The organism is Kitasatospora sp. NPDC058048, from assembly GCF_042885555.1.
GTDB lineage: Bacteria > Actinomycetota > Actinomycetes > Streptomycetales > Streptomycetaceae > Kitasatospora > Kitasatospora lactacystinica.
This window is the reverse complement of the sequence record NZ_JBHVRT010000001.1, coordinates 338,228-363,991: the sequence shown is the minus strand read 5'-3', so window position 1 is coordinate 363,991 and position 25,764 is coordinate 338,228. Positions and strand designations below refer to the sequence as shown.

Genomic DNA, 25,764 nt, shown 5'->3' with positions numbered 1-25,764 from the left:
GGTGCCGATCACGGTCCTTGCGCCGCCGTCGGTCGTCCGGGTAGCTTGACAGGCGATCCCGGCCCTCCGAAATGCGAATTCGGCTGCCCGGCCGGTGATTTCCCGTAACGCCGTGGTCGGCCGGAGCCGGTCCGGCGATCAATCCGTCCCGATTTCCGTCGCTGTTTTCCGCATGTCCGGGGGACCCCGCTCCGCCGACGGCCCGCGGTCCTTCGGAGCCCACCGGGCGCTGCCGTCCTGTGGCGCGGTTCGAAGCCGCGCGGGTCCGAGCCGTCGCGTCCGCCGTCCTTTCCGCGTTTCCCCAAACCCGTGTCAAGGGAGAGTCATGTCCGATTCGGCCCGTCCGGTCCACAGCTGGGACGAATTCACCACACTGCGGGAGATCGTGGTCGGGACCGCCGCCGGCGCCCGGCTGCCCGAGCAGACCGAGCCGTCCTCCTGGCTGTCCTGCTTCCCGAAGACCAGTGCCGCCGACCTCGCCTCGATCGAGGCGGGCCCCTACCCCCGGCAGGTCGTCGAGGAGACCGAGGAGGACCTGGAGGCGCTGGTGGCCACCCTGCGCGGCCTCGGCGTCACCGTCCACCGGCCCGAGGCGGTCGACCACGCGGCCGGGTTCGCCTCCCCGCTCTGGGAGGCCGACGGCGGCTTCCACTCCTACTGCCCGCGGGACCTCACCCTGGTGGCCGGCGAGACACTGATCGAGGTGGCGAGCCCGATGCGGCAGCGCTACTTCGAGGTGTTCGGCCTGCGCGGGCTCTTCCAGGACTACCTGCGCCGCGGCGCGCGCTGGGTGGCCGCCCCCCGGCCGCAGCTGGGCGACGAGCTCTTCGAGTTCGACGCGGACGGGCTGCCGCTGCTGGGCGAGGCCGAGCCGGTCTTCGACGCCGCGAACGTGCTGAGGCTCGGCCGGGACGTGTTCTACCAGGTCTCCCGCAGCGGCAACGAGCTCGGCCTGCGGTGGCTGGAGTCCACCCTCGGCCTGCTCGGTGACGGGGGCCTGCGGCTGCACCCGCTGCGCGACATCTACGGGTACACCCACATCGACAGCACCATCGCGCTGCTGCGGCCGGGGCTGGTGCTGCTCAACCCCGAGCGGATCAGCCCGGAGACCGTCCCGGCGCCGCTGAAGGGCTGGGACATCCTGTGGTGCCCGCCGGCCGAGCCCACCGGGGACACGCCCGAGCACGCGCTCAGCGAGAGCTGGATCAGCATGAACCTGCTGATGGTCTCCCCGGACACCGCGATCGTCGAGTCCGGCCAGGAGAGCCTGATCAAGCAGCTGGAGCACGCCGGGATCACCGTCCTGCCGCACCGGCTGCGGCACTCCCGGGCGCTCGGCGGCGGCTTCCACTGCGTCACCCTGGACACCCGGCGCGACGGCGGGCTGGAGGACTACCTGTCCTGACCGGGACGTGCGGGGAGCCCGGCCGGCGGCGGCCGGCCGGGCCCTCGCGGACGGGGCCCGCGACGATCAGGACGTGCGGGCCAGTCCGCAGGAGATCAGCCGCTCCCACACCGACAGGTCGCCCTCGGCCGCGGCGCCACCGTTGCCCGGCGCGGGTTCAGGACGCCACAGCGGGCAGGGCACCAGCCCCGGTTCGAGCACGTCGAGGTCGCCGAACAGGGCGAGGATCTCCTCGTCGGTGCGCCAGCGGCCGCGGCCGAAGCTCTCCTGGAGCTTGCGCTCCATGCGCCTGGTCTCCTCGTTCCCGCCGGAGCGGAAGTGGGAGATGTAGACCAGGCTGCCCGGGGGCACCCGCTCCGCCCACCAGCGCACGAGAGCGGCGGGCCGCTCGGAATCCTCCAGGTGGTGCAGGACGGCGCTGAAGACGACTCCCACCGGTTCGCCGAAGTCGATCAGGCGCCGGACGTCGGGGTCGCCGAGGATCCCCTCCGGCTGCAGCAGGTCCGCCCGGACCAGCGTGGTGCGGGGGTCGGCGGCCAGCAGCGCCCGGCCGTGGGCGAGCACGGTCGGATCGTTGTCGACGTAGACGACGCGGGCGTCGGCGCGGTGCCGCCGGGCCACCTGGTGCACGTTCTCGGCCGTGGGCAGGCCGCTGCCCAGGTCGACGAACTGGCGGACGCCGTCGCCGGCCATGGCGCCCACCGCGCGGACCAGGGCCCGGCGGTTGGCGAACGGCATGGCCACCGAACCGGGCAGCTCGTGGAGGAAGAAGTCGCCGACCTCGCGGTCGACGGCGTAGTTGTCCGTGCCGCCGAGCAGGTAGTCGTACACGCGGGCGATGCTGGGCTTCGACCGGTCGATCCCGGTGGTGCCGTCGGTCATGGGGCCAACCCGTCCCTGGGATCCGCTGTCGCCCCGATGGTAGGAGAGCCGTCCCGGCCCGGCCCGGCACCACGCGCGGACCCGCCGGGCCACTGACCCGCCCGGCCACTGACCCGCCGGGCTACCGCCGCGGACCGGGATCGTCGCGCGTGCGCTGCGCTTCGGCCAGCAGGCCCGCCACCACGACGGAGACGGGGTGGTCCGTCCCGACCGCCTGGGTCAGCCCGGCGAGGGCGGCCCGGTACCCCTCGACGGCCGCGGTGAGGTCGCCCGCCGCCTCGTGCACCCGGGCCAGGGCGGCGCGGCTGCCGAGGGTGTCCGGGTGGTCCGGGCCCAGCAGCCGGGTGCGCTGCTCCAGCACGGTGGTGAGCAGCGACCGTGCCCGTTCCAGGTCGCCCGCGCCCCGGCAGGCCACCCCGAGGTTGTTGCGGGTGAGCACGGTGTCGCGGCTCTCCGGGCCGAGCACCCGCGCCTGTTCGGCGAGCACGGCCTCGAACAGCGGGACGGCCCGGGCGGACTCGCCCCGCCCGTGGTAGGCGACCGCGAGGTTCCCGGCGCTGCGCAGCGTGTCCGGGTGGTCGGGGCCGAGGACCTCGCGGCGCAGGCGGAGGGCCTCCTCGAACAGGGGGAGCGCCCGTTCCGGCTCGCCCGCCGCGTCATGGGCGGAGGCCAGCATGGAGAGGCTGGCCAGGGTGTCGGGGTGTTCCGGGCCGAGCACACCGGTGCGCTGGGCCAGCGTCGTGCGGCAGAGGTCGAACCCGGTCGCGATGTCACCGCTCGTCAGGCAGAGGTGGGCGAGGTTGCTCCGGCTGAGCAGGGTGTCGGGGTGCTCCTCGCCCAGGGCGTCGGCACGCCGGGTCAGGACGTCCTGGTAGATCTCCCCGGCCCGTTCCAGGTCGCCGGCCGCGTGGTGGGCGTACCCGAGGTTGCTCAGACAGCTGAGGGTGTCGGGGTGTTCGGAGCCGACGAGTTCCTCGAAGTCGGCCAGCACCTCCTGGTAGAGGGCGATCGACTGCCGGTAGCGGCCGACGGTCTCGTACGCCCCGGCGAGGTTGTTGCGCAGCCGCAGGCCGTTGAGCCCGGCCATGGGCCCTGGCAGGTCGTCGGGTCCGGTGTCGGCGGGGTCCCTGCCGAGCAGGTCCTCGTAGATCCCGATGGCCCGGTCGAACCGGCCGAGGGCCGCGTGGGCGCCTGCCAGGTCGCTCAGCAGGGTGAGGGTCCTGAGGTGGCCCGGGCCGAGGGCGGCCCGGCTGTCGTCGGCGGCCCTCTCGTACTCCTCGACCGCCTGCTGGACACTGCCGCGGGCCTGGTGGGTGGAGGCGAGGCTGCTGCGGATGTTGAGGGTGGTGAGGTGCCCGGGGCCGTGGACCCGCAGGCTCTGCTCCAGGAGCGGGCCGAGGATCCCGAGGCTCCGGTCGGGCCGGCCGGTCGCGAGGTGGACCCGGGCGAGTGCGGAGCGGGCCACCAGGGTGAACGGGTGCTCGGGCCCGAAGCCGTGCCGGATCTGGGCGTCGTACCCCTCGTACAGCGGCAGCGCCCAAGCGGTCTGCCCCCGGGCCTCCAGGTTCAGGGCGGCGCCGGCGTAGAGGTTGAACACCGCCGAGTCGCAGCTGTCCCGCGGGTCGGTCACGGCCAGGGCACGGATCTGGCCGACCAGGCGGGCCAGCTCGGCGGCGTCGGGGTCCTGGTCGGGCCCGGCCGGACGCACGGTCCGCAGCAGGGCCTGCTCGGCCTCGTGCCGGCCCCGGGGAGCGGCCCCCGCCGGCCGCCGGGCGAGGGCGTCGGCGCGCAGCACGCCCTGGACCAGCCGGTGCACCCGGACGTCGCGCCAGGCGTAGCCGATCATGCTGTAGGCGTACAGGACGCCGAGCGCGTCGTCGGCCGCGATCTCGTCCGGGGCCAGCCGGTGCACCAGGTCGCGCGGGCAGCCGTCGGCGTCCAGCCAGGCCAGGGCGTGCAGGAGGTCGACCGCGACCGGGTCGTCCTCGGCGACCGCCGCCAGGGTGACCTGCCAGACCCTGGCGACGGTGCGCTGCGGGTCCCGGCCGGCCGGGGTCCTGAACAGCTGGAGCCCGAGCCGGCCGCGGTAGGCGGCGACGGTGGTGCGGGTCCGGCGCAGGTAGGCGCCCGCCTGGTCGAGGGCGAGCGGGAGGCCGCCGAGTTCCCGGGCCAGCTGTCCGACCTCCCAGCGGGACTCGTCGGACCCGTCCCACTCGCAGACCCAGGACCACAGCAGCTCGGCCGCATGCTCCTGGGGGAGGACGTCGAGTGCGAGCAGCGCGTCGCCGGAGTCGACGCCGACCGCGTCCCAGTCGTCGGCGAGCCGGGTGGTGACCAGGTGGTGCCCGCCGGTGAGGCTGCCCAGGAACGGCGCGAGGAGCGCCGGGTCCTCGACGTTGTCGTACACCAGCAGCCAGTTCGTGTGGTGCTGGAACCAGGCCAGCGCCCAGGCGGTCAGCTCCGGCCGCTGCGCGGTTCCGGCCCACACGGGGTTCAGCCGCCGGGCGATCTCGGCCAGGGCCTCCTCGACGGCCCCCGGGGAGGACGCCTCGATCCACCAGACCAGGTCGTACGCCGCGTGGAAGCTCTGGGCGTACTGCCGCGCCAGGGTGCTCTTGCCGACCCCGCCCAGCCCGTGGAGCACCGCCGTCGCCGCGCCGGGCCCGGTGCGTTCGGCGCTCAACACCTCCCGCAGCGCGGCCAGTTCCCGCTGCCGGCCGGTGAAGCGGCCGTTCGGCCGGAGCAGGTGGACGACGTCGACGGCCGGGGTGTCGGCCGCGGAGCGCAGCGCCTCGGCGGGCAGCACGATCGTCGTGACCTGGGTGACCATCAGGCCGTCGTTGGAGCTGTTGAAGTTGGCGATCTGTCCGGCACCGCTGAAGTGGTGGGTGGGCGACGTCACCGGGTGTCGTCCCGGTGGACGACGGTCCTGCTGCTCATCGTCCCGCTGTTGCTGCCGGTGTTGACGACGGCCCCCTGGCCGCTCACCACGATGCTGACCGGCGCCGGCTGCGCTCGCGCCAGCAGTGCGGCCAGCTCCGCGAGCAGCGCAGGGTCCTGGTGGAGCGTGCGCCGCACGGCCTGCCGCAGCGCGCCCTGGGCGTCCGCGCCCGCGCCCTCCTCCGCGGCCTCCAGGACGTTCGTCTCCAGGTCCTCGCGCTGCCGCTGGTCGCGCCGGTTCCAGACGCGCTGGAGGATGCGCGTGCCCAGGCCCACGGTGGCGGTCGCGGCCGCGTCCTGCGCCTGCGTCAGCACCGAGTCGCCGTAGGCGGCGATCGCGGCGCCGATCGGCGGGCCGGCCAGTTCCATGAACGCGTCGAGCTCCATGGGCTCCCCCTCGAAATCCCGGACCGAACGCGGCCGGCCGGAGCGGGCCGGCCGCAGTGGATCGGCCACAGCGTAGGGAATCCGGGGGAGCGGCGGGTCCGGGACGGGCGAAACGATCGGTCTCGATCCGGTTGCGATCGACTGACAGTGCCGCATGGCAGAGTCTGCCCCATGAACATCACTACCACGCTGCACAGTTGGGACGAGTCCGTCGCCCTGTTCGAGCGCCGCGGCCTGCCCGTCTCCACGTACGAGAACCTCTACGAGGAGTCGTACGACGTCCACGCCGGGGCCCTGGCGATCGACGGGCACCTCGACCTCGACGCCGCGGAGCTGGACGGCACCGGCCTGGTCGTCGACGGCGACCTCGACGTCGGCGGCGCCGTCCTCACCGTCGACGACGGCTGCTCCGCGCTGATCGTGCTGGGCGACCTCCGGGCGGCCGCCGTGTACCTGGAGGGTGACGCCAAGCTGCTGGTCCGCGGCAGCGTCCACGTGGAGGCCTTCGTCGGCAACATGACGGACAAGCTGGTCATGGTCCACGGGGACCTGCGCGCCCGGGTCACGGTGCTGTCCGCCGGATTCGAGCCCGACCTGGTCGAAGGGACCCTGCACGGCCCCGTCCTGGCGCCCGCGTACCTCGCCGCCGCCTACTCGGCGCCCACCGGCGCCGAGGCGCCCGCCGCGGCGGCGGCGGTGCTGGTGCCCGAGGTCCTGAGCGCGGGCGCCGACGACGACCCCGACGGCCAGGGCGTCTTCGACACCCCCGGCGTCCACGGCGGACGGCTGCTGGGCCGCATCGAGGCCGGCCTGCCGGTCACCCTGGCCGCCGGACGTGAGTAGCGGCCGTCTCGCGGATTGCCGGGTGCGCGACGCAGAACGGAACAACCCCGGCGACCACCCCGCCCGGTGGCGCAGACTGGGGCGAGTACTTTTCACATCGGAGGATGGATTTTCATGGTTGACCGGCCCTTGACGCTGATGGCGGTGCACGCCCACCCCGACGACGAGGCCACCGGGACCGGGGGTGTCCTCGCCCGGTACGCGGCGGAGGGCGTCCGCACGGTCCTCGTGACGTGCACGGACGGCCGGTGCGGTGACGGACCGGGCGGGGTCAAGCCGGGCGAGCCCGGCCACGACCCGGAGGCCGTCGCCGCGATGCGCCGGCAGGAACTGGAGGCCAGCTGTGAGGTGTTGAAGGTCAGCCACCTGGAGCTGCTGGAGTACGCCGACTCCGGGATGATGGGCTGGGCGAGCAACGACGAGCCCGGGTCGTTCTGGCGCACGCCGGTGGAGGAGGGCGCCGCCCGCCTCGCCGAACTGATCCGGCACTACCGGCCCGACGTGGTCGTCACCTACGACGAGAACGGGTTCTACGGCCACCCCGACCACATCCAGGCCAACCGCATCACCATGGCGGCGCTGGAGCTGACCGATCCGACGCCGAAGGTCTACTGGACGACGGCGCCGCGCTCGGCCATGCAGCGGTTCGGCGAGGTCATGCGCGAGTTCGGCGCGGACTGGGAGGAGCCGGAGGGGGCTCGGGAGCCCGGGGCGGCGGAGGAGCCGGAGGCGTCCGAGTTGCCGGACATGTCGGAGATCGGCCTGCCGGACGAGGAGATCACCACCTGGGTGGACACCACCGCGTTCGGCGGCCGGAAGTTCGACGCCCTGGCCGCGCACGCCAGCCAGGGCGAGAACATCTTCTTCCTGAAGATGGGCAAGGAGCGGTTCACCGAGCTGATGGGCGTGGAGACCTTCGTGCGGGTCAAGGACACCACCGGCGCGGCCCTTCCCGAGAACGACCTCTTCGCCGGCCTGCGCTGATCCCCGTTCCCGTTCCCCTGTCCGTACGGACCCGGCCGTCGCCGGCCGGGTCCGTGCCGGGCGCTACCGGCCGCCGTCCCGCAGGGCCTGCTCCACGGTCCGCAGGGCGGTGGCCGACTGCTCCCAGCCGTGCCACCAGAACAGCCCGCCGTCGTGGCTCGCCCCGGCGGCGAGCGCCGTCAGGTGGGCCCAGGGACCGGCCGGGATGCCGAAGCGCGGCCGGGCGGCGAGCCGTCGGGCGGCCTCGTCGTCGACCGGGACCATGCCGAGCAGCGGGAACGGTTCGCCGTCCGCCGTCCGACCAGTGCCGTGCAGCATCGGGTGCAGGGTGATCGGGTCGAGCAGCAGGGTGAGGTCGGCGGAGGGCAGGAGCTCCGGTCCGTCCCGCCAGCCGAGCCGCCGTCCGTTCGGCCCGGCCCCGGGGACGGGCCGGCCGTCGAGCACGACGCCGTCCGCGGCGACCTCCAGGAGGGCGCCGCCCGGGCGGTCGGGCAGCCGAAGCCGGTAGTCCCCGAACAGGCCCGGGGCGGCCTCCGCCACGGCGGCGGAGAAGGGGACGGTGACGCCGTCCACCTCGAAGCCCGCCGGTCCGATCACCACCGCGGCGGTGACGGGCTCGCCGTCGACGGTGACGCGCAGACGCGGAGCCGAGCCGGGGGCGCCGGGTACGACGTCCACGCGCACGCCCTCGCCGCGGTACCCGCCGACGAGGTCGGCGAGCGGCGGTACCTCCGGCAGCGGGTACTCGGTCAGGCGCACCGCCGCGCCCGCGACGGTCCCGGTCAGCCGGCGCCGCCCGTCGCGGCCGAACTCCGTCCGCAGTTCCCCGCCGGCGCCGCCGTCCGCCGCGCGCCAGCGCAGCACGCCGTGGGCGTAGCGCGGGTCGGTCACCCGGCGGCCGTCGACGTGGACCCGGTGTCGGGGCGGGTCGGTCGCGCGGCCCAGGACGTAGACCGAGAGGCCGCCGTCCGCGGTGCCGTACAGGCCCGTCCACGGGTACAGGGCCCCGGCGAGGACGGAGTCCAGGTCCCGCCGGATCGACGGCCGGTCCGCCGCGCCGTCCCGCGCCAGCCGGCGGGCCTCCGACTTGCGGGTGAGCAGGGTGCGCACCCGGCGCGCCGCCTCCGGCCCGGGCCGCCGGGGGACGCCCCGGGCGGCGGCCTGCAGGGCCAGGTCCTCGCGCCGGGCCAGCAGGGCGCGTTCGTCGGCTCCGAGGTCCGGCGGGGCCCAGTGCGCGACGGCGGCCGCGGGATCCCGGACGTAGCGCTCGCGCAGGGCGCCGTCCTCGCCGAGGGCCAGGGCGAAGCGGGCACCGGGGGTGTCCTCCTGCCAGTGGTAGCCGGCCGGGACGCGGAAGTCGGCGAAGCCGCGCAGGGCGGCGAGTTCGCGGGGGCCGTACGCGTCGACGACCCGCAGCGGGCCGTCGGGCGGGCGCACGGTCCGGCCGGGTTCGAGCAGGCCGAGGCGTTCGAGCACCCCCGGGTCGGCCGGGGCGGCGACGGCGGGCGGCAGGTACCAGGTGGAGGCGCTGGTGACGGTGCGCTGCACGGCCGGGTCGCGCAGGGCGGCGACGGTGTACCGGGCGGTGACGGGGTCGAGGCCCCGGTAGCGGGCGCCGATGTAGTTGACCACGGTGTGGTCCGGCCCGTAGACCTCCTCCAGCCGGTCCAGCAGAACGGGCAGGTGGCGGTTGGTGAACCCGGCGCGCCGGTAGTCGAGTTCGCCGACGATGCCGACCTGCCAGAGCACCAGGTGCAGGCCGGGGTCGAGGCGCCGGTCGCGGATCAGCAGGTCGGAGGCCTCGAAGGTCTGCATGCCGGGGGTGCTCGGGTCCACGCCGAGGTCGGCGCAGAGCACGTCCAGGGCGCTGATGCCCGGGCGCATCACGGCGGTGTGGCCCTCGCGGCGGGCGATCCGCACCGCGCGGTGGCTGGACAGCACGAAGATGCCCGGGTGGCCGTAGAAGACCGCCGCCACCCGGCGTCCGGCCCGCACGAAGTGCAGCACCGCCTCCGACATCTGGACGTACGTCAGATAGCGGTCCTTCGCGTCGTCGTAGAGGACGCCGAGGTCGTAGGCGTCCGGGCGCCAGGCGTTGATGCGCACGATCGTCGCGGGGTCGGCCACGCAGTGGAAGACGTGGTCGGCCTCGCGGAGCAGGCGCTCGTCGGCGCGGGTGAAGCCGGCGGCCTCGATGCCGGAGCCGAGGACGGTCAACTCGCCCTTCCGCTCGGACGGTTCACCGCCCGGCGGGCCGGCCGCGGCGATCGCGCGGGACAGTTCGGCCCACCGGTCCTGGTGCTCGCGGCGGGAGGGGAAGCGGTCGAAGGGGCGCGTGTAGCGGTGCGCGGCGGGGAGGTCGGGGTCCATGCGGCGGCGCGGGCCTTCAGCGGTCGTCAGCGGTCGGCGAGGCCGGGGAGGTCGACCACGACCGCCTGGGTGACCTGCGGCGGCAGTGCGTCCACCAGGAGCGGCGGGTCGAGCTGGACCGGCGGGTCGAACTCGAAGACGGCCTGGGTGCTCTGCGGCGGGGTCATCAGCACCGGCGCTCCGGACAGGAGGGTTCCCGGAGCCGGGGCGGCGTCCGCGACGGCGTCGCCGTCGTCGTCCAGGAGCAGGTCGATGTCCACGTCGATGTCCAGGATGTCGACGGGCGGGGCGCTGGCGGTCAGGGTGGTCATGGCGGTCACTCGTCCCCTCGGGGCCGCGGGCGGAGGCGGGTTCATGCTACTGAACGGACGTTCGGCCGGACAGGGGGTCGGGCGACCCGGCACCTGCGGAGCAGCGGAGTGCCGGCCGGGCGGCGGATGGGCCGCGCGGTCGGCACGGTAGGGACGAGGTGTCCGTGGGGGGATCCCGTCAGAGCAGCACGCTGGCGGCGATCGGGGCCACCGTCTTGATGATGTCCCAGAAGCTGTCGGCCTCGACGCCGGGGGTGGTGCCCAGGGCGCCGCCGCTGCGGTGGGTGCGGTCGATCGGAGGGGCCAGTCTGGGGAGCTGCGGGGTGGGGGACCACGCCCGGCGTTCCTCGCGGACGTTTTCCGTGGTCATGATCGTTCTTCCCTTCATGTGTACGGGGACGGCCGGCAGGGTTCAGTAGAGGCCTCCGATGGCGGGGGGTGGGGGCGGCAGGCAGCCGGGGGTGGGGGCGCCGCCGCAGGCCCAGGGGGCCGGGTCCGCGAAGCTGGGGCCGTAGATCCCTCCGGGGCCGTCCATGATCAGTGTGGTCGCGTGCTCGGTGGGATCGGCGTCCTCCTCCAAGGCGGGGGCCACCACGCTGGTCGGCCGAGGGCCGCCGGTGAATCCGACGGGCGCCCGGACGGGCCGCGCGGCCGCGTTCCGGTCGTCGCCGACGTCGACGGTCTCCTTGTACACCTTCAGGTACGCGTCGTAGCCGACCGTGCGGTCGATCGGCGGCACCTGGGGCGGCGGCTGCTCGTACATGGTCCTGTCTCTCCTGTTCGGTGCTCCGGCGACAGGCCGTACGAGGCGGTGTCACCGGGCGGGTGGCCGGCGACGGACCCTCCGGGGCCCGTCGCCGGCGCGGGGTGCCTCATCAGAAGATGCTGGAGGCCACGTTCGCCAGGGTGCCTGCGAGCTTGCCCCAGTCGAAGTCGGCCTCGACGCCGGGGGTGTTGCCCAGGGCGCCGCCGGTGCGGCGGGTGCGGTCCACCGGCTCCGCCAGCTTCGGAAGCTGCGGCGTGGGGGTCCACGTCCGGCGCTCCTCACGGAATTCTTCGTTGGTCATTTCCGCTCATCCCTTCTCGTCGTGCTGGTTGCACTCCGTCCTCGGCGGGGCCCGTCGGGGCGGGGCGTCAGAGGGCCGCGTAGCACATGCTCCGGGCGGGGCCGGTGAGGCCGGCGCAGGCCGACCGGGCCGGTACGACGCCCGGGCTGCCGGGCAGCGTTCCGGCCTCGTCCCGGCCGTCCCGGCGGACCGGTGGGGCGAGGACCGGCAGTCTCGGAGTGGGCTTGGGGAGCCCTGCGGGGGTTTTCATGATCCGTCTCCTCCTGGCGGGTGGCGTGGGGGCGTCCGGTCGGCGTGGACACCGACGGTGCCGGGTGCTCAGGACTCCAGGAACTGGTGGGCCGGCGCCAGGGTGACGGGGAACTCGTCGCTGACGTCGATCGTGAACAGCATGGAGACCCGCGCGCGCCGGTCGTCCTCGGGGTCGAAGAAGGTCACCTTCACGTCCTGGCAGTCCGATCCCATGCGGCAGTACGGGCTCTTCGCGACGGAGATGGTGTCGATGCAGTACAGGGAGATCGGCTTGCCGGCCTCCGTCACGGTGCTGGGGATGCTCTGGCCCAGCAGCATGGCCTTGCTGATCGGGCCGGCGATCGAGAACGCGTTCGTCCCGGCGGAGTTCAGCGCCCGGTCGGCGGAGGTCTGCCCGAGGTTGCGGAACTGGTAGTAGACCTTGTCGAGGAACGCGTCCATGGTCTTGCGGACGTAGGTCTCGTCGACCGTCAGCGACTCGTGGTGCGCCTGGCCCATGACGGCCTTCACCACGGCGTCCACCAGCTGCTTCTGGTACCAGATGTAGACGCCGCGGCTCTTGACCTCGACGACCGGCACGACCTGTCCGGAGAACAGCCGCACGGTCCGGTCGGTCAACCGGCCGGGTATCGAGATCCGGGAGATGTAGCCGTCCTCGTCCTGGGTGTACTTGTGCTGGCCGAGGTAGGCGTCCCGGAAGGACCGGTAGATCGTGGACACCGGGGCGGCGGGCGCGGCGAGTGCCAGCAGGGTGTCCGCGAGCTTGCTGCGGTCGTTGACGATCGCCTCCACCTCCTCCTTCGTCCCGAGCTGCACCAGGGGGTTGCTGGTCCAGTCCATGCCGGCCGCGGGTTCGGCCTCCATCGCGTAGACGGGTGTGCTCTCCAGGTTCAGCGTCCAGGTGACCTTGTCGGAGGCCCACGGGTTGGCGGTCAGGTACCTGTGCAGCTGGTCGGCGTCGTAGGGATTGGCGGGCAGTTCCTTCGTCACACCGGGCTTGCCTTCGACCGGCACCTCGACGGGGTCCATCAACTGGCGGAAGCTGTCCCGGCGGGCCTCGGTCAGGAAGTCCACGCCGACCTGGCCGATCGCGAACACCAGCGGGCGGTTGTTGGTGGAGGCGCAGGAGGGCCGGACGCCGCCGCCCGACGGTGCGCCGCCCGACGGGACGGACCCCGACGGCACGGCCCCTGGCAGCCCGGCCCCCGAGGGCCCGCCGCCCTGGCACGCGCAGGGGGCTGCCGGGGCCTGGCCGGACACCGTCGCGCCGGTGGACGGCGCGGGCGCGGCCACGGCGGGCGCGGTCAGTGGCATGGGCGGCGGGACGGCGGTGGCGCCCGCGGGCTGGGCGCCCGCGGCGGTGGCGCCCGCCACCCCGGTGACGGCTCCGGCCGGGGGGAGGGCTTCGTACGGTGCGCTCTGCGCGGCGGGTGCGGCCTGGAAGGCCTGGACGGCCTCCGGGCCCGGGACGGCCTGCGCGGCCGCTGCGACCTGGGGGGCTTGAACGGCCTCGGCGGTGGCGACGGGAACGCTCTGGGTGTCCATGGTGCTGGCTCCCTCGTGCGAGTCGTAAGGGGAGGCCCCGAGCAGCGAGGGTGCGCCGGCCGCGGCGGCCCCGACCTCGGGGGAGGGGATGGTGCGGCGGGCGGCGTCCGCCGTGGTCCCGGCGCTGGCCGGCCGGTCCGTCAGGTCTCCTCGGGTGATCAGCTCGTAGGCCCGGGCCGCGTCCAGGTGGCCGACCAGCCGGCGCCGGCACTCCGGTGCGTCGACGGGTGCGCAGGGCACGGACCGCGCGCCCTGCAGCAGGGCCCGGCGGGCCGCCCGCGGGTCGGGCGGGCGCCCCGCGCGCACCTGCGCGGCGACCAGCAGGGCAGCGACCCCGGCCACCAGCGGTGTGGCGAAGCTGCTGCCGGTGAGGGCGCCGCCGCCCCCGCCCGGGGCGGCGCCCTCGATGTCGCTCCCGGGGGCGAGCACGCCGTGGGTGGCGTACGCGGAGCCCCAGTTGCTGATGTCCAGCGGCTCGCCGTCGGGTCCGGCCGCGCCGACGGCGAGCACCGTCGGGACGGAGGCCGGCACCTGGGCGCAGTCGCAGCCGTCGTTGCCGACGGCCGCGACCACCAGGACCCCGTTCTCGTCGCACACCCGCAGCGCCCGCTCCAGCACGGGGTCCGGCTGGGCGTCCGTGCCGGCTTCGCCGCCGCTGATGTTGATGATGTGCGCCCCCTCCTGCACGGCGCGTTCAACGGCCCGGGCCAGGTCGAGCTGCGGCACCCGGCCTTCGCCCGCGTCCGTGAAGACCGGCAGGACCAGTCCGCGGCAGCGCGGGGCGATCCCGGCGTACGGACCGTCGGGCCGGCCGAAGAGCAGGCTCGCGACGTGGGTGCCGTGCAGCGACATCGGGCCGTTGCCGGCCGGTTCGGCGACGAGCGTGTCCAGCCGGGTGACGTCCGCGCCCGCGAAACAGGGGTGCGACAGGTCGACGGGACCGTCCAGGACGGCGATGCACACGGCCGGGTCGCCGAGGAGTTCGTCCTCGGGGGCGCGGACGTCGTGCAGCACCGATCTGGCTTCCATGGGGAATCGCCTTCCGGTGTCGGGCGGGGCGTCGGGTGCGCTCCACCGGGCAGCAGGTGGTGCCAGTCAACGGCGCGGCCGTCGCGGGAGTGTGCCGGGGAGCGTCACAGCCGGCGCGCGGGTGCCGTCGCCGGCGCGTCGCGTCCTCGTGACGGATCCGCCGCGGCCGTTCGCCGCGTCACGGCCCGGTCGATGCACGCGCCGTGACCGTCGGCGGTCCCGCGGGCCGGGCCGGATGTCCACGACGGACCGAAGAATCCTCCAACACCCGTTCGGGGGCGGCCCATTAGGGTGTCGGCCGGTCGACTGCGGGGCGTTGCCGTCACGGTCGGCGACGACGGCCGTGACGCCCGGGCGGCGTCACCGTGACGCCGTCACAACGTGCGTGCGACGCACGCGCGACGGTGCTCCGGGGCCGGACGGACACGGCCGTGACGGGCCCCGGCCGCAACCGGGGCACGTCCGAACGGGTGCGGGCGACGGACTGTCGGGACAGAGTGGGGGTGTGTTGTGGGACGGACCGGGCATCGAGCTGCTGCGGGGCTTCGAGGCCACCGACGCGGGACGCTGTGTCTCCCTTCCGGTGAGTGCTCAGCACCTGCTGGCGTTCCTCGCCCTGCACGACGGCGGCGTCCAGCGCGGGGCGGTCGCCGAACGGCTCTGGCCGGACTGCACCCAGCACCGCGCGGCCGCGAACCTGCGCACCGCCCTCTATCACGTGCGGCGCGGCCGGGCCATACCGGTCGAGAGCCCGGGGCAGTGGCTGCGCCTCGCCCCGGCGGTCCGGGTGGACCTGCGGTCGGCGCGCTGCTCCGCACGGCAGGTCGTGTCCGGGCTCGACCGGTTGCCGGTCAGCTGCGACGACATCGTGGACGACCTCGCCGCCGAGCTGCTGCCGGGCTGGGAGGAGGAGTGGCTGACCCTGGAGCGGGAGCGGTGGGACCAGCTGCGGCTGTACGCCCTGGAGGGGCTGGCGCACCAACTGTGCGACGCGGAGCGCTATCTGTCGGCGCTGCAGACCGCGCTGGCGGCGATCGCCATCGACCCGGTCCGTGAGACGGCCCACCGGATCGTGGTCGAGGTGCACCTCGCCGAGGGCAACCTCGCCAGCGCGTTGCGCTCGTACCAGCACTACCGCTCGTTCCTGCAGCGGGAGCTCAACGTCGCCCCCTCGCCGAAGATGACCGGACTGGTGCGGAACCTCCAGCGGATGTGACGGCCCGCCGGCGGCGCCGGGCTCCGCGCCGGACTCCGCGCCGGACTCCGCGTCGGCGGAGCGGCCCGGGCGCGGAAGGCCGTGCCCGGGCCGGGCCGCCGCTACCGCAGCCCGCGCAGCACGGAGAGCAGCCGGTCGATCTCCTCCGGGCCGTTGTAGACGTGCAGGCTCACCCGCACCGAGCTCTCGCGCTCCCCGGCCCTTGCCTGGCAGTGGCCGTCGGCGCGCACCATCAGGCCGTGGCTGTCGAGGACGAAGCCCAGGTCGTTGGAGCCGATCCCGCGGTGCCGGAAGGTGACGATGCCCTCGCGCTGCTGGACCGCGGAGTCGGCGGCCAGGCTCGACCGGCAGCCGAGGACCTCGTACGGGGCCAGGGTGCGCAGCCCGTCGGTGAGCCGGGCGGCCAGGGCGGTGTTCCACCGTCGGACGCGGTCCGGCCCGGCGGCGTCGAGCCAGTCCAGGGCGGCCTCCAGAGCGGCGATCCCGCAGGTGTTGGGCGTGCCGCTCCAGCCGCCGGGGGTGAAGACCGGGCCCCGGGTGTTGCGGGCCCACACCGCGCCGGTGCCGGGCAGGGCCATGGCCTTGTGCCCGGAGAAGACCACGAAGTCGACGTCCAGCGTGCCGACGTCCACCGGCAGGTGGCCGACGCTCTGCGCGGCGTCCAGGCAGATCGGCACGTCCGGGCCGACCGCGGCCCGGATGCGGTGGACGTTCATGTCGCCGCCGTACACGTGGTGCACATGGGTGGCGGCGACGAACGCCGTGCGGTCGGTGACGAGTCCGGCCAGCGCGCGGTGGTCGTAGTCGTGAGAGGCCGGGTCGTAGGGCAGCTCGCGCACCGTGACGCGCACGCCCTGGCCGGCCAGCAGCCGCTGGGCCTCCAGCCAGGGCAGCGCGTTCGCCTGGTGGTCGGCGAACGGCACGATGATCTCGTCGCCGTCCCGCAGGTGCTGGGGGAGCCAGTCCCGGGCCACCGTGCGCAGCCCCTCGGTCGTGCCGCTGACGAAATGGACGCCGGAGTGCTGCTGCGGTGCCGGGTCGCCGAGGAAGCGGGCGACCCGGGTGCGGGTGCGGTCGACCAGCGCGGTGGTGGCGTTGGCCCAGGTGTAGGTGCCGCGGCCGGCGTTGGCGTTGGCGGTGGTCAGGTAGTGGTGGACGGCGTCGAGCACCGCCCGGGGCTTCTGCGAGGTGGCCGCGCTGTCCAGGTACGCCCGGTCCGGGTTGCCGGTGATGATGGGGAACTGTGCCCGCAGGTCGCGGTGCCAGTCGTGGAGCTCGGTGAGGGTGGTCATGGCCGGCTCCGCTCAGTCCCGGACCAGTGGGGCGCCCGCGTCGCGCCAGGCGATGATGCCGCCGGTCAGGCTGCGCGCGTCCCGGTGTCCCATCCGGGCGAGCAGCGCGGCGTACCGGGCGGACTTCTCGCCGACCGGGCAGGCCAGCAGCACCGGCTGGTGGGTGCCGAACGGCAGTCCGCCGTGCAGGAGTTCGTCGAACAGCTCGTCGACGATGTTGATCGAGCCCTCGATGTGGAGGGCCGCGTAGGCGAACGGACCGCGCAGGTCGACCACGAGCGGCCGGTCCTCGGCGATCCACTTCCGGGCGGCGTCGACCTCGACGGTCCGGGCGGCGGCCAGCTCGGCCGGGGTCACGGCCTCCACCGAGTTCGGCCGGGCGGGCTGGTTGAACAGCTCGGGCCGGCGGCGGCGGACGTAGCTGAGGTAGCTCTCCACCCGGTCGCAGACGATGAAGACGGCGGTGTGCCGTTCGCCGCCTCCCCGTCGCGTCAACTCGGCGTCCACGGTGCGCAGGTGGCGCAGTGCGCCGAAGAGGGCGCCGCCGCCGGTCGGGCCGGCCGGCAGGCCGCAGCGGCGCAGCAGGGTGAGCATGCCCTCGATGGCCTCGTCGGAGGTGACCGACGCGATGGTGTCGTAGGTGGCGGGGTCGAACAGCCCGACCTCGTGCACCTCGTCGATGGTGCGGATGCCGGGGATGAAGTCGGACTTGTGGGCGACCAGTCCGAGTACCTCGACGGCCGGGTTGTGGGCGCGCAGCACGGCCGCGACGCCGGTGGACGAGCCGGCGGTGCCGACGCAGGCGATGAAGTGGTCGGGGGCGCGGCCGTCGAGGTCCCGGACGATCTCCGGCCCGGTGCCGGTGAGGTGGGCGTCGAGGTTGAGCGGGCTGTAGTACTGGTCGGTGTGCAGGTAGCCGGAGTCCGTCTCGGAGAGCATCCGGTGGATGCGGGTGAGCGGGTCGTCGGTGTCGGTCGGGTCGAGGCACTCGGTGCGGCCGGGCAGTTCCTCGATCTCCGCGCCCAGCAGCAGGAGCAGGTCCTTGACCTCGGGGACCTTCATCCGGTTGGTGACGCTCTTGAAGGGCAGTCCGTGCAGGCCGGCGATCAGTGCGAGGGCCTTGGCGGTGTTGCCGCTCGACAGTTCCACGACGGTGTCGCCGCGTTCGACGGCGCCGAGCAGGGCCTCGCGGGTCATGTTCCAGGCGGCGCGGTCCTTGACGGATCCGAACGGGTTGAGCATCTCCAGCTTGGCGTACAGGTCGATGTGCCGCAGGCCGGTGACCGCCGGGTCGATCCGGACCAGCGGGGTGTTGCCGATCGCGTCGGTGATGCTGTCGTACCTCATGCCTGTCCGTCCCCCCGGTGTCCTGCGGCGGCCGTCACGTCGACGGGCCAGTACTGCTCGTCCAGGCGCCAGCGCCAGGCGCCGTCCTGCCGGTACGCGGCGACCTTGCGCGCCACGGGCTGGCGCAGGGCGCGGCCGGCGCTGAAGTCCATGAGGTAGCCCGCGGTGTTGGCGAAGGCGAGCAGGTCGCCGGGGGCGGGGAGGCGGGGCAGGAAGACCGTCCGGCGGGTGATCAGGTCGGTCTCCAGGCAGAGGTTGCCGATCAGGTAGACCCCGACCGGGTCCCCCGGCGGGCCGTCCGGCGGGCCGTCCGACGTACGGGGAGTGGCCGGCGCACCGGGCCGGGGGATGAGCAGAGGGTCCATCAGTACCCCGTGCTCCTCCAGGCCGACGTCCCGGGCGTTCATCTCCAGCCGCACCAGGTGTTCGCCGGCCGCCGTGCGCCGGACCTCCAGGACGCGGGCGAGGGTGGCCCCGCACTGGTCGGCCAGCGCCCGGCCGGGCTCCACCGCCAGGTCGTACAGGTTCTCCAGCAGCAGGGTGCCGAGCGGCCGTCCGAGCGTGGGCGCCGGGTAGGAGAGCAGTTCGTCCAGGTACGCCTCGGCGGCCACCGGGCGGTGCGCCGGGTACAGGCCGAGGGTGCCGCGCAGTCGGCCGGACTCGTTGCGCAGCCCGTAGCCGTGGCCCTGCCAGGTCAGGGCGGGCCGCTTGCCCAGGACGGCGTGGGTCAGTTCGGTGGTGTACCGCTCCCACTGGCCGGCGTCGGCGAGGTAGTCGACCCCGAACCCGCCGCCAATGTCGACGGTGCGGGGCCGCAGCCCCCGGCGCCGGCACTCGTTCAGCACCGTGACGCAGGTTTCCAGGGCGACGGCCTTCTCCGGTACGCCGGTGGTGTCCAGGTGGTAGGCGACGCCGGTCGTCTCCACGGCGTCCCGGTGGCGTTCGAGCGCGTCGAGCAGCTCCGTCAGCTCGCCGACGTCGGTGCCGAACCGGCTCGGCCGGGTGAGGACGGTGGTCCCCGGTGCCCGGAAGCCCGACAGCCGGGGCATGACGCGCACCGGGGGCAGGGCCTGCTTGCGCACCAGGTCGGCCAGGTCGTCGAGTTCGGCGCGGGAGTCCAGGTGGACGGTGACGCCGGTGCGGGCCGCCAGCCAGAGGTACTCGCGGTTCTTCGGCCCGGTCGCCATGATCCGTTCGGGCGGGCAGCCGGCTCCGAGCACGTGCTGGAGCTCGGCGAGCGAGGCGACGTCCAGTCCGGCCTCGGTGGCGGCGAGCCGGCGGACCAGGGCGCTGGAGCGGTTCGCCTTGTGGGCGAAGTGGATCCGGCCGGTGAGGTGGTGCTTGCGGTAGACGGCCTGGAAGCGTGCCAGGTTCTCGGCGATCTGCTCGGGCAGGAGCAGGTTGAGGGGCGATCCCAGGGCGTCGGTGAGGGTGTGGAGGAGGTCGCGTTCCTCCAGGAGGGATCGGAGCGGGGGCTCCAGCCGTGGTTCGAGATACAGCGGTAAGGGCCGCATGCGAAACCAGCTCTCCGTGAGAAGTCGGCGGAGGGGGTCGCAGCCGCCGACAGGCTGCCCCGTGTCGGCCCGCGTCCCCCGGCGGTCCGCGCGTCGGCGTGGCGCGCGCGGTCGGACGCCGCGTGCGGCTCCCACCGCGGCGGGCGTCGGCGACCGAGGGAAACGCTAACCGTTTCCCTGGGTGATCAACAGGGCGCGTGTGCCACGCCCTCGCAAAGACTGTGCCGGTACGGAAGTTGCTGCTCCGGATCGCTGACCGGACGGGTCGTTCCGGATCGCTTTCCGGGCCGGGGTCAGCGCAGGGCGACGAGGACGGAGCTGGTGCCGTACTGCCACACCGGTCCGGCCTGCCGGAAGCCGGCCTCCCGCAGCAGTTCGCCGTGCCGGGCGGCCGACAGGCCGTTGCCGGCGCCGTCGGAAGGGGGCAGCTGCCGCTCGCGGGCCGTCAGCAGGTCGGCGAACTCGGGGACCCGCCCGGCCGCGGCCCACCACTGGGACCAGTCCTCGGCGGCGTCGGCGCCCCGGCGCTGGGCGCGGCGCCGGCCGATCGCGAGGGCGAGCTCGGCGAGCGGCCGGTCCTCGGGGATCAGGTGGTCGCCGTTGACCAGGACGCCGCCGGGCCGCAGCACGCCCGCGAGGTCGCGGTAGATCCCGAGCAGCGCGTCCGGCGGTGGGTAGTGCAGCGCGGTGGTGGACACCACGGCGTCCAGCGGGCGGTCGAGCCCGAGGTCCCCGACCCAGCCCGGGCGGCCGATCAGGGTCTCGATCCAGCGGGCGACCTCGGGGTGCCGGGCGCGGCCGAGGGCGAGCAGCAGCGGGTCGATGTCGACGGCGAGGATCTCGGCGTGCGGCAGGCGCGCGGCGACGCGTGCCGACAGCGAGCCGGGGCCGCTGCCGAGATCGGCGACGAGCGGCCGCCTGCGGTGTCCGACGGTCTGTTCCAGCACGTCGGCGATGACGGTGAAGCGCTCCTCGCGCTCCACCGCGTACCGCTCCTGCTGGCGTTCCCAGCGGTCCACCCAGGTCCCGGCCAGCGCGGCGTCCACTCGCATCCCGACTCCCGCCGTGTCCGTGCGCATTCGAGGCTTCGCCTTCTGCCAGTGTTTGTCATGTTCATCCGACCCCGCAATCGGTCCGGCGCGGGGAATCCGGCGAAACGATATCCGTTTTCATGTGCAGGTTTCCAGTCGGTGCGCCCGCGCCGCCGACCCGGGGCCCGCCCGTCCTCGGCCGCGGCCCACCCACCCGCCCGGACCAGCCGCACTGCGCGCCCGGCGCGGTCGGTACCAGGCTGGACACCGAGCCCGGTGACGGCGGACCACCGACCGGTGCGATCCTCCGCCGCCGTCGAGTCGAGGAGGAACCATGGCCGACCGGCCTGAGGACAAGGGCCGCATCGTGGTCGGGGTGGACGGCTCGGAGCCGTCCCGGCGGGCGCTGCGCTGGGCCGTGCGCCAGGCGGAGCTCACCGGCGGTGCGGTGGTGGCGGTGATCGCCTGGGAGTACCCGACGTACCACGGCGCGCGCGGCTGGTTCCCCCCGGGGATCACCGACGAGGCGGCGCTGGAGGGCCGGGCGCGGCAGGAGGCCGACCGGGCCGTCCGGCAGGCCGTGGGGGAGCGGCCGCCGGTCGAGGTGCGCACCGAGGCGCGCCACGGCACCCCGGCCGGGGCGCTGATCGAGGCGGCCCGAGGGGCGGACCTGCTGGTGGTGGGCAGCCGCGGCCTCGGGGGCTTCACCGGGATGCTGCTGGGCTCGGTGGCGCAGCACTGCACCCGGCACGCCACCGTCCCGGTCGTGGTGGTCCGCGCCGAGCAGGAGTGAGCGGTCGGGCGGCCGGAGGCGGGCCGGGCGCCGCGGTCAGCCGAAGAGCACGGTGGACGCCGACGGGACGGCCAGCGAGCCCGCCCGGCGGGGGACGCCCGTCGCGCCGTCCACCTCGAACCAGGTGACGTCGCCGGAATGCTCGTTCGCCGCGTACAGGCGGGTGCCCGTGGGGCCCAGCACCAGGTCCCGCGGCCAGCGGCCGCCGCAGGGCACCGAGGTGACCACCCGGGCCCGCTCGCCCGTCCCGTCGAGGGCGAGCACCACGATGGTGTCGGTGCCGCGCTCCGCCGCCCACAGGAACCGGCCGTCGGGGGAGACCACCGGGGCCGACGGGGAGGCCGGCCCCTCGACGCCCTCGGGGAACAGCGGGACCTCCGCGACCGGTTCGAGGGCCCCGGCCGCCGCGTCCCAGCGGCAGACCGTCACCACGGGGCGCAGCTCGCCGAGCACGTACGCGTGGCGGCCGGAGGGGTGGAAGGCCAGGTGCCGGGGACCGGTGCCGGGCGGCAGCGCGGTCTCCGCGTGCGGGGCAAGCCCTCCCGTCGCCGGGTCCAGGGCGCAGATCCGCACCGAGTCGGTGCCGAGGTCGACCGCGAGCACCCAGCGCCCCGACGGGTCGGGGAGCACCTGGTGGGCGTGCGGGGCCCGTTGGCGGTCCGGGTGCGGCCCGCTGCCCCGGTGGCGCAGCACGGTGCTCGGGGGCCGCGGGGTGCCGTCGGCGGCGAGCGGCAGCACGCTGACGCTGCCGGAGCCGTAGTTGGCGGTCAGCAGATGGCCCTGGACGAGGCTCAGGTGGGTGGGGTGGTCCCCGTCCACCGGGACCGCGGTGCCGAGCGGGCAGGGAACCGGACCGGCGATGTCGTAGGCGGTGACGGCGCCCGGCGCCGTCTCGGACACGGCGTAGAGCACGGGGCCGCCCGTCGCGAGCCCGAGGGCGAGGTAGGACGGGTCGACGGCGTCGACGGCCCCGGTGGCGGTCAGCGCCCCGGTGTCCGGGTCCAGCGTGGCCAGGACGATCCCGCGCCCGCCCGTCGAGGTGAACGACCCGATGAAGGCCCGCCCCGCGCCCCTGTCCACCACAGCAACCTCCGTCGTCCGTCGTCCGGGCTCAGACGCTAGCAGCTGCCCCACCGTGCCCGGCAGGGCCGCGCGGGCGGCGGCGGGCCACGGGGCCGTGTCCTTTTCACCGGAATGCACCGCAGCCGGCAGCGGCCGGATCGCGGTCCGGCCCGATCCCCGGGAAGGTGGGAGCCGTCGGCCGCGCGGCCGGTCACCGGCCGCCGGCGGAGCGGGAGCCGCACCGGGACCACCTCCCCTTCGACCGACTCCCCCCGGCACTGCGGAAGCGAGGCGGCATGCACGACCCCGACCCACCGTTCCGGCCCGTCCACCGGCGCCAGGGCTACCTGCCGCTGGAGGACCTCGGCCTGATCGGGAACGGCGCGACCGCCGCCCTGGTCGGCCTGGACGGTGCCATCCCGTGGCTGTGCCTGCCCCGGTTCGACTCCGAACCGCTGTTCTGCGGCCTGCTGGACCACGCGCGCGGCGGGCACTTCACCCTCGCCCCGGAGGACCTCGTCGAGGCCAGGCAGCGCTACGAACCGGACACCGGCGTCCTGATCACCGAACTGCGCGGCCCCACCGGCCTGGTGCGCGTCACCGACGCGCTGACCCTGCGCTCCGGCGCCGACCTCACCGACGACGTACCGGCAGACCGGGGCGAACTCGTGCGCTCCGCCGTGGTGCTGGACGGGACCGTCCGGCTGCGCGCGGAACTGGAGCCGCGCGGCGGCGCGCAGGCCCGGGCCCTGTTCAGCGGACTGGAGGTGCGGCCGCACCGGCGCCCGGACCTGCGCCTGCACCTGCGCTCCAACCGTCCGCTGACCGGCCTGCACAGCACCCACGAGCTGCGGCAGGGCGAGCGCCTGGACCTCGTGCTGTCCTGGGGCCGCTTCCACCGCCACCACCGCTTCGACACCGACGCGACCCTGAAGGGCACCGCCGACGCCTGGCGCCGCTGGATGGGGCACTTCTCGTACGACGGCCCCCAGGAGCCCCTGGTCCGGCGGGCCGCGATCACCCTGAAGCTCTGCGACGACTGGGCCAACGGCTCGCTGGTCGCGGCGCCCACCTCCTCGCTGCCCGCGCCGATCGGCGGGATCCGCAACTGGGACTACCGCTACAGCTGGATCCGCGACGCGGCGTTCGCCGTGTTCGCGCTGCGCCGGATCGGTTTCCGGGGCGAGGCCGACGCCTTCCTCGGCTGGGTCCTGGACGCCTTCGAGGCCAGCCGGGGGCCCCGGATCATGTACGACCTGCGGGGCGGGCCGGTGCCGGACGAGATCGAGGACGGCGAACTGGAGGGCTACCAGCGCTCCGCCCCGGTGCGCTGGGGCAACGGCGCGACCGACCAGCGCCAGCACGACGTGTACGGCGAGATCCTGGACTGCGCCGAGCAGTGGCTGCGCGCCGGCGGCGAGATCCAGCCCGCGCTCTGGGCCGGCCTGGCCAAGCTGGCCGACACCGCCGGGCAGGCCTGGCGGCAGCCGGACCAGGGCATCTGGGAGGTGCGCAGCGAGGGCCGGGTGTTCACCTACTCGGCGGGCCTGTGCCAGGTGGCCCTGGACCGGGCCGCGCGGATCGGCGAGCGGCTCGGCCGGCCCGCCGGGACGGACCGCTGGCGCGCCTCGGCCGAGGAACTGCGCCGGCTCATCCTGGAGCAGTCCTGGGACGAGGACGCCGGGACCCTCAGCGCCCACCTGGACGGCGGCGGCGCGCTGGACGCGAGCCTGCTCGCGCTCCCGCTGCGCCAGGTGGTGCCGGCCGACCACCCGCGGATGGTGGCGACCGCCGCGGCCGTCGCCGAGCGCCTGTCGGCGGGCGGCGGGCTGCTCTACCGCTACCTCCACGAGGAGTCCCCGGACGGCCTGCCGGGCGACGAGGGCGCCTTCGTCCTGTGCAGCTTCTGGCTGGTCGAGAACCTGGTCGGCCAGGGCCGGATCGAGGAGGCGGAGGAGCTGTACGACTCGCTGTGCTCCCGGGCGAGCCCGCTGGGGCTGATGTCCGAGCAGATCAACCCGTCCACAGGAGAGTTCATGGGCAACTTCCCCCAGGCGTTCAGCCACATCGGGATCATCGCCGGCGGCGTGGGCCTCGGCCGGGCGAGGACGGGCGGGCGGGGATGATCGACCGGCTCGCGATCCTCGGCGCGACCGGGGACCTCAGCGCCCGCTTCCTGCTGCCGGCGCTGGCCGCGCTGCGGGCGGCGGGACACGTCGGCGACTCGCTGCGGGTGACCGGGGCGAGCAGGGAGGACTGGGACACCGAGCGGTACCGCGGCTGGGCCGCGGCCCGGCTCGACCGGCACGCCGGCGACCTCCCGGCCGGGGCCAGGGAGGCGGTGGCGGCCGCCGTCCGCTACCGGCGGGCCGACGTCACCGACCCCGCGGACGTGGCCGCGGTCGTCGCCGGCGAGGGACCGGTGGCCGTCTACCTCGCCCTCCCGCCGGCCCTCTTCCCCGCGGTGATCACCGCCCTGCACGCGGCGGGCCTGCCGGCCGGAAGCCGGATCGTGCTGGAGAAGCCGTTCGGCGAGGACCTGGCCGGCGCCCAGGAGCTGAACCGGCTGCTCGCCGACCTGCTGCCGGAGCGGGCGGTGTTCCGGGTCGACCACTTCCTGGCCATGACGACCGTCCAGAACGTCCTCGGCAGCCGGCTGGCCAACCGGGTGCTGGAGCCGATCTGGAACAGCACCCACATCTCCGAGGTGGACATCGTCTGGGACGAGACGCTGGCGCTGGAGGGCCGGGCCGGGTACTACGACCAGGTCGGGGCGCTCAAGGACATGATCCAGAACCATCTGCTGCAGCTGCTCTGCCTGGTGGCCATGGAGCCGCCGATCACGCTCGGCGAACGGGACCTGCGCAACCGCAAGGTGGACGTGCTGCGCTCCGTACGGCCGCTGACCGAGCACGACGTGGTGCACCGCACCCGCCGGGCCCGCTACCTGCCCGGCCGGATCGGGGAGCGCGACGTCCCCGCCTACGCCGAGGAGGAGGGCGTCGACCCGGAGCGCCGCACCGAGACCTTCGCCGAGGTGGAACTGGAGCTGACCAGCTGGCGGTGGGCCGGGACGAGGTTCCGGCTGCGCAGCGGCAAGGCCCTGGGCGAGGACCGCAAGGAGGTCGCGGTGCACTTCCGCCCGGTGCCCCACCTGCCGTTCGGCCAGGGCGAGGAGGCCCGGCCCAATGTGCTGCGCTTCGAGCTGGAGCCGGAGGGGCTGACCCTGGACCTGACCGGCATCGGGGCCCACGCCCACGGGCTGGCCCCGTTCTCGATGACCGCGCGGATGGACCCGCAGGAGCTGCCCGCCTACGGCCGGCTGCTGCTGGACGTCCTGAACGGGGATCCGGCGCTGTCCATCCGCGGCGACGAGGCCGAGGAGGCCTGGCGGGTGCTCGAACCGGTGCTGACCGGCTGGGAGCGGGGCCTGGTGCCGCTGGAGGAGTACCCGGCCGGCTCGCAGGGGCCGCCCCCGCAGTTCTGGGGGTAGG

The 25,764-nt window shown here is 74.8% G+C and carries 22 protein-coding genes; 7 read left to right on the top strand and 15 right to left on the bottom strand.

Annotated features, from left to right (window positions below; genetic code table 11):
* Positions 1-325: 325 nt before the first annotated feature.
* Entirely contained in the window at positions 326-1,405 is a 1,080-nt protein-coding gene (locus ACFVVA_RS01385) for an inosamine-phosphate amidinotransferase 1 (RefSeq protein WP_387684534.1), read from the top strand.
* Between the two features lie 66 nt (positions 1,406-1,471).
* Here the strand turns inward: ACFVVA_RS01385 and ACFVVA_RS01380 are convergent, their stop codons facing one another.
* The 3 genes from ACFVVA_RS01380 to ACFVVA_RS01370 form a co-directional block, all read right to left on the bottom strand.
* Positions 1,472-2,287 carry an SAM-dependent methyltransferase gene (locus tag ACFVVA_RS01380; protein WP_387684532.1) on the bottom strand — a complete coding sequence of 272 codons (816 nt, stop codon included), beginning with the start codon at positions 2,285-2,287 and terminating at the stop codon, positions 1,472-1,474.
* 121 nt (positions 2,288-2,408) lie between these two features.
* Positions 2,409-5,189 carry an FxSxx-COOH system tetratricopeptide repeat protein gene (gene fxsT / locus ACFVVA_RS01375; protein ID WP_387684530.1) on the bottom strand — a complete coding sequence of 927 codons (2,781 nt, stop codon included), beginning with the start codon at positions 5,187-5,189 and terminating at the stop codon, positions 2,409-2,411.
* The gene (locus ACFVVA_RS01370; RefSeq protein WP_387684528.1) at positions 5,186-5,614 is read right to left on the bottom strand and encodes a hypothetical protein; all 429 of its coding nucleotides are present in this window, start codon (positions 5,612-5,614) and stop codon (positions 5,186-5,188) included. Before ACFVVA_RS01370 ends, fxsT begins: the two co-directional genes overlap by 4 nt.
* 171 nt (positions 5,615-5,785) lie before the next feature.
* Between ACFVVA_RS01370 and ACFVVA_RS01365 the strand changes: the two genes are divergently transcribed.
* Together ACFVVA_RS01365 and ACFVVA_RS01360 are read left to right on the top strand one after the other, a co-directional pair.
* Positions 5,786-6,457 carry a hypothetical protein gene (locus ACFVVA_RS01365; protein WP_387684526.1) on the top strand — a complete coding sequence of 224 codons (672 nt, stop codon included), beginning with the start codon at positions 5,786-5,788 and terminating at the stop codon, positions 6,455-6,457.
* Between the two features lie 114 nt (positions 6,458-6,571).
* Positions 6,572-7,441: a PIG-L family deacetylase gene (locus ACFVVA_RS01360; RefSeq protein WP_387684524.1), complete on the top strand. Its 870-nt coding sequence runs from the start codon at positions 6,572-6,574 to the stop codon at positions 7,439-7,441.
* Positions 7,442-7,504: 63 nt separating this feature from the next.
* Here ACFVVA_RS01360 and ACFVVA_RS01355 read toward each other — a convergent pair whose 3' ends face one another.
* The 7 genes from ACFVVA_RS01355 to ACFVVA_RS01325 all read right to left on the bottom strand — a co-directional run bounded on the left by ACFVVA_RS01355 (position 7,505) and on the right by ACFVVA_RS01325 (position 14,015).
* Entirely contained in the window at positions 7,505-9,811 is a 2,307-nt protein-coding gene (locus ACFVVA_RS01355; RefSeq protein ID WP_387684522.1) for an SAM-dependent methyltransferase, read from the bottom strand.
* Between the two features lie 26 nt (positions 9,812-9,837).
* Positions 9,838-10,122, bottom strand: coding sequence for a hypothetical protein (locus tag ACFVVA_RS01350; RefSeq protein ID WP_387684520.1), 285 nt, complete (start codon positions 10,120-10,122; stop codon positions 9,838-9,840).
* A gap of 178 nt (positions 10,123-10,300) precedes the next feature.
* A complete protein-coding gene (locus ACFVVA_RS01345) occupies positions 10,301-10,492 on the bottom strand; it encodes a hypothetical protein (RefSeq protein ID WP_387684518.1) in 192 nt (63 codons plus the stop codon).
* Positions 10,493-10,534: 42 nt separating this feature from the next.
* Complete coding sequence (locus ACFVVA_RS01340) at positions 10,535-10,885, bottom strand: hypothetical protein (protein WP_380554559.1); 351 nt, start codon at positions 10,883-10,885, stop codon at positions 10,535-10,537.
* A 112-nt stretch (positions 10,886-10,997) separates the two neighbouring features.
* The gene (locus ACFVVA_RS01335; protein WP_380545120.1) at positions 10,998-11,189 is read right to left on the bottom strand and encodes a hypothetical protein; all 192 of its coding nucleotides are present in this window, start codon (positions 11,187-11,189) and stop codon (positions 10,998-11,000) included.
* 67 nt (positions 11,190-11,256) lie between these two features.
* Positions 11,257-11,439 (bottom strand): hypothetical protein, encoded by a 183-nt coding sequence (locus tag ACFVVA_RS01330; RefSeq protein ID WP_387684515.1) that lies wholly within the window; start codon positions 11,437-11,439, stop codon positions 11,257-11,259.
* 68 nt (positions 11,440-11,507) lie between these two features.
* The gene (locus ACFVVA_RS01325; protein WP_387684513.1) at positions 11,508-14,015 is read right to left on the bottom strand and encodes a S8 family serine peptidase; all 2,508 of its coding nucleotides are present in this window, start codon (positions 14,013-14,015) and stop codon (positions 11,508-11,510) included.
* A 505-nt stretch (positions 14,016-14,520) separates the two neighbouring features.
* Here ACFVVA_RS01325 and ACFVVA_RS01320 point away from each other — a divergent pair.
* Positions 14,521-15,231 (top strand): BTAD domain-containing putative transcriptional regulator, encoded by a 711-nt coding sequence (locus ACFVVA_RS01320; protein WP_387684511.1) that lies wholly within the window; start codon positions 14,521-14,523, stop codon positions 15,229-15,231.
* Between the two features lie 101 nt (positions 15,232-15,332).
* Here the strand turns inward: ACFVVA_RS01320 and ACFVVA_RS01315 are convergent, their stop codons facing one another.
* The 4 genes from ACFVVA_RS01315 to ACFVVA_RS01300 form a co-directional block, all read right to left on the bottom strand.
* A complete protein-coding gene (locus tag ACFVVA_RS01315) occupies positions 15,333-16,523 on the bottom strand; it encodes an aminotransferase class V-fold PLP-dependent enzyme (RefSeq protein ID WP_387684510.1) in 1,191 nt (396 codons plus the stop codon).
* A 12-nt stretch (positions 16,524-16,535) separates the two neighbouring features.
* A complete protein-coding gene (locus ACFVVA_RS01310; RefSeq protein WP_387684509.1) occupies positions 16,536-17,870 on the bottom strand; it encodes a pyridoxal-phosphate dependent enzyme in 1,335 nt (444 codons plus the stop codon).
* Positions 17,867-19,384: a Y4yA family PLP-dependent enzyme gene (locus ACFVVA_RS01305; protein WP_387684507.1), complete on the bottom strand. Its 1,518-nt coding sequence runs from the start codon at positions 19,382-19,384 to the stop codon at positions 17,867-17,869. The genes ACFVVA_RS01310 and ACFVVA_RS01305 overlap by 4 nt, the downstream gene beginning before the upstream one ends.
* 293 nt (positions 19,385-19,677) lie before the next feature.
* The gene (locus ACFVVA_RS01300; RefSeq protein WP_387684505.1) at positions 19,678-20,436 is read right to left on the bottom strand and encodes a class I SAM-dependent methyltransferase; all 759 of its coding nucleotides are present in this window, start codon (positions 20,434-20,436) and stop codon (positions 19,678-19,680) included.
* Between the two features lie 313 nt (positions 20,437-20,749).
* Between ACFVVA_RS01300 and ACFVVA_RS01295 the strand changes: the two genes are divergently transcribed.
* Positions 20,750-21,208 carry a universal stress protein gene (locus tag ACFVVA_RS01295; RefSeq protein WP_387684503.1) on the top strand — a complete coding sequence of 153 codons (459 nt, stop codon included), beginning with the start codon at positions 20,750-20,752 and terminating at the stop codon, positions 21,206-21,208.
* Between the two features lie 36 nt (positions 21,209-21,244).
* Here ACFVVA_RS01295 and ACFVVA_RS01290 read toward each other — a convergent pair whose 3' ends face one another.
* Positions 21,245-22,291 carry a lactonase family protein gene (locus tag ACFVVA_RS01290; protein WP_387684502.1) on the bottom strand — a complete coding sequence of 349 codons (1,047 nt, stop codon included), beginning with the start codon at positions 22,289-22,291 and terminating at the stop codon, positions 21,245-21,247.
* A 275-nt stretch (positions 22,292-22,566) separates the two neighbouring features.
* Here ACFVVA_RS01290 and ACFVVA_RS01285 point away from each other — a divergent pair, with 275 nt between their 5' ends.
* Both ACFVVA_RS01285 and ACFVVA_RS01280 read left to right on the top strand, forming a co-directional pair.
* Complete coding sequence (locus tag ACFVVA_RS01285) at positions 22,567-24,396, top strand: glycoside hydrolase family 15 protein (protein WP_387684500.1); 1,830 nt, start codon at positions 22,567-22,569, stop codon at positions 24,394-24,396.
* Positions 24,393-25,763, top strand: a complete 1,371-nt coding sequence (locus ACFVVA_RS01280; protein WP_387684498.1) for a glucose-6-phosphate dehydrogenase — start codon at positions 24,393-24,395, stop codon at positions 25,761-25,763. The genes ACFVVA_RS01285 and ACFVVA_RS01280 overlap by 4 nt, the downstream gene beginning before the upstream one ends.
* The last annotated feature ends 1 nt before the right edge of the window (position 25,764 follow it).

What these genes read in the sequence shown, in the direction of transcription:
- ACFVVA_RS01385 (WP_387684534.1), top strand. Translation starts at nt 326, where the DNA reads ATGTCCGATTCGGCCCGTCCGGTCCACAGCTGGGACGAATTCACCACA.
- ACFVVA_RS01380 (WP_387684532.1), bottom strand. Translation starts at nt 2,287, where the DNA reads ATGACCGACGGCACCACCGGGATCGACCGGTCGAAGCCCAGCATCGCC.
- ACFVVA_RS01370 (WP_387684528.1), bottom strand. Translation starts at nt 5,614, where the DNA reads ATGGAGCTCGACGCGTTCATGGAACTGGCCGGCCCGCCGATCGGCGCC.
- ACFVVA_RS01365 (WP_387684526.1), top strand. Translation starts at nt 5,786, where the DNA reads ATGAACATCACTACCACGCTGCACAGTTGGGACGAGTCCGTCGCCCTG.
- ACFVVA_RS01360 (WP_387684524.1), top strand. Translation starts at nt 6,572, where the DNA reads ATGGTTGACCGGCCCTTGACGCTGATGGCGGTGCACGCCCACCCCGAC.
- ACFVVA_RS01355 (WP_387684522.1), bottom strand. Translation starts at nt 9,811, where the DNA reads ATGGACCCCGACCTCCCCGCCGCGCACCGCTACACGCGCCCCTTCGAC.
- ACFVVA_RS01350 (WP_387684520.1), bottom strand. Translation starts at nt 10,122, where the DNA reads ATGACCACCCTGACCGCCAGCGCCCCGCCCGTCGACATCCTGGACATC.
- ACFVVA_RS01345 (WP_387684518.1), bottom strand. Translation starts at nt 10,492, where the DNA reads ATGACCACGGAAAACGTCCGCGAGGAACGCCGGGCGTGGTCCCCCACC.
- ACFVVA_RS01340 (WP_380554559.1), bottom strand. Translation starts at nt 10,885, where the DNA reads ATGTACGAGCAGCCGCCGCCCCAGGTGCCGCCGATCGACCGCACGGTC.
- ACFVVA_RS01335 (WP_380545120.1), bottom strand. Translation starts at nt 11,189, where the DNA reads ATGACCAACGAAGAATTCCGTGAGGAGCGCCGGACGTGGACCCCCACG.
- ACFVVA_RS01330 (WP_387684515.1), bottom strand. Translation starts at nt 11,439, where the DNA reads ATGAAAACCCCCGCAGGGCTCCCCAAGCCCACTCCGAGACTGCCGGTC.
- ACFVVA_RS01325 (WP_387684513.1), bottom strand. Translation starts at nt 14,015, where the DNA reads ATGGAAGCCAGATCGGTGCTGCACGACGTCCGCGCCCCCGAGGACGAA.
- ACFVVA_RS01315 (WP_387684510.1), bottom strand. Translation starts at nt 16,523, where the DNA reads ATGACCACCCTCACCGAGCTCCACGACTGGCACCGCGACCTGCGGGCA.
- ACFVVA_RS01310 (WP_387684509.1), bottom strand. Translation starts at nt 17,870, where the DNA reads ATGAGGTACGACAGCATCACCGACGCGATCGGCAACACCCCGCTGGTC.
- ACFVVA_RS01305 (WP_387684507.1), bottom strand. Translation starts at nt 19,384, where the DNA reads ATGCGGCCCTTACCGCTGTATCTCGAACCACGGCTGGAGCCCCCGCTC.
- ACFVVA_RS01300 (WP_387684505.1), bottom strand. Translation starts at nt 20,436, where the DNA reads ATGCGAGTGGACGCCGCGCTGGCCGGGACCTGGGTGGACCGCTGGGAA.
- ACFVVA_RS01295 (WP_387684503.1), top strand. Translation starts at nt 20,750, where the DNA reads ATGGCCGACCGGCCTGAGGACAAGGGCCGCATCGTGGTCGGGGTGGAC.
- ACFVVA_RS01285 (WP_387684500.1), top strand. Translation starts at nt 22,567, where the DNA reads ATGCACGACCCCGACCCACCGTTCCGGCCCGTCCACCGGCGCCAGGGC.
- ACFVVA_RS01280 (WP_387684498.1), top strand. Translation starts at nt 24,393, where the DNA reads ATGATCGACCGGCTCGCGATCCTCGGCGCGACCGGGGACCTCAGCGCC.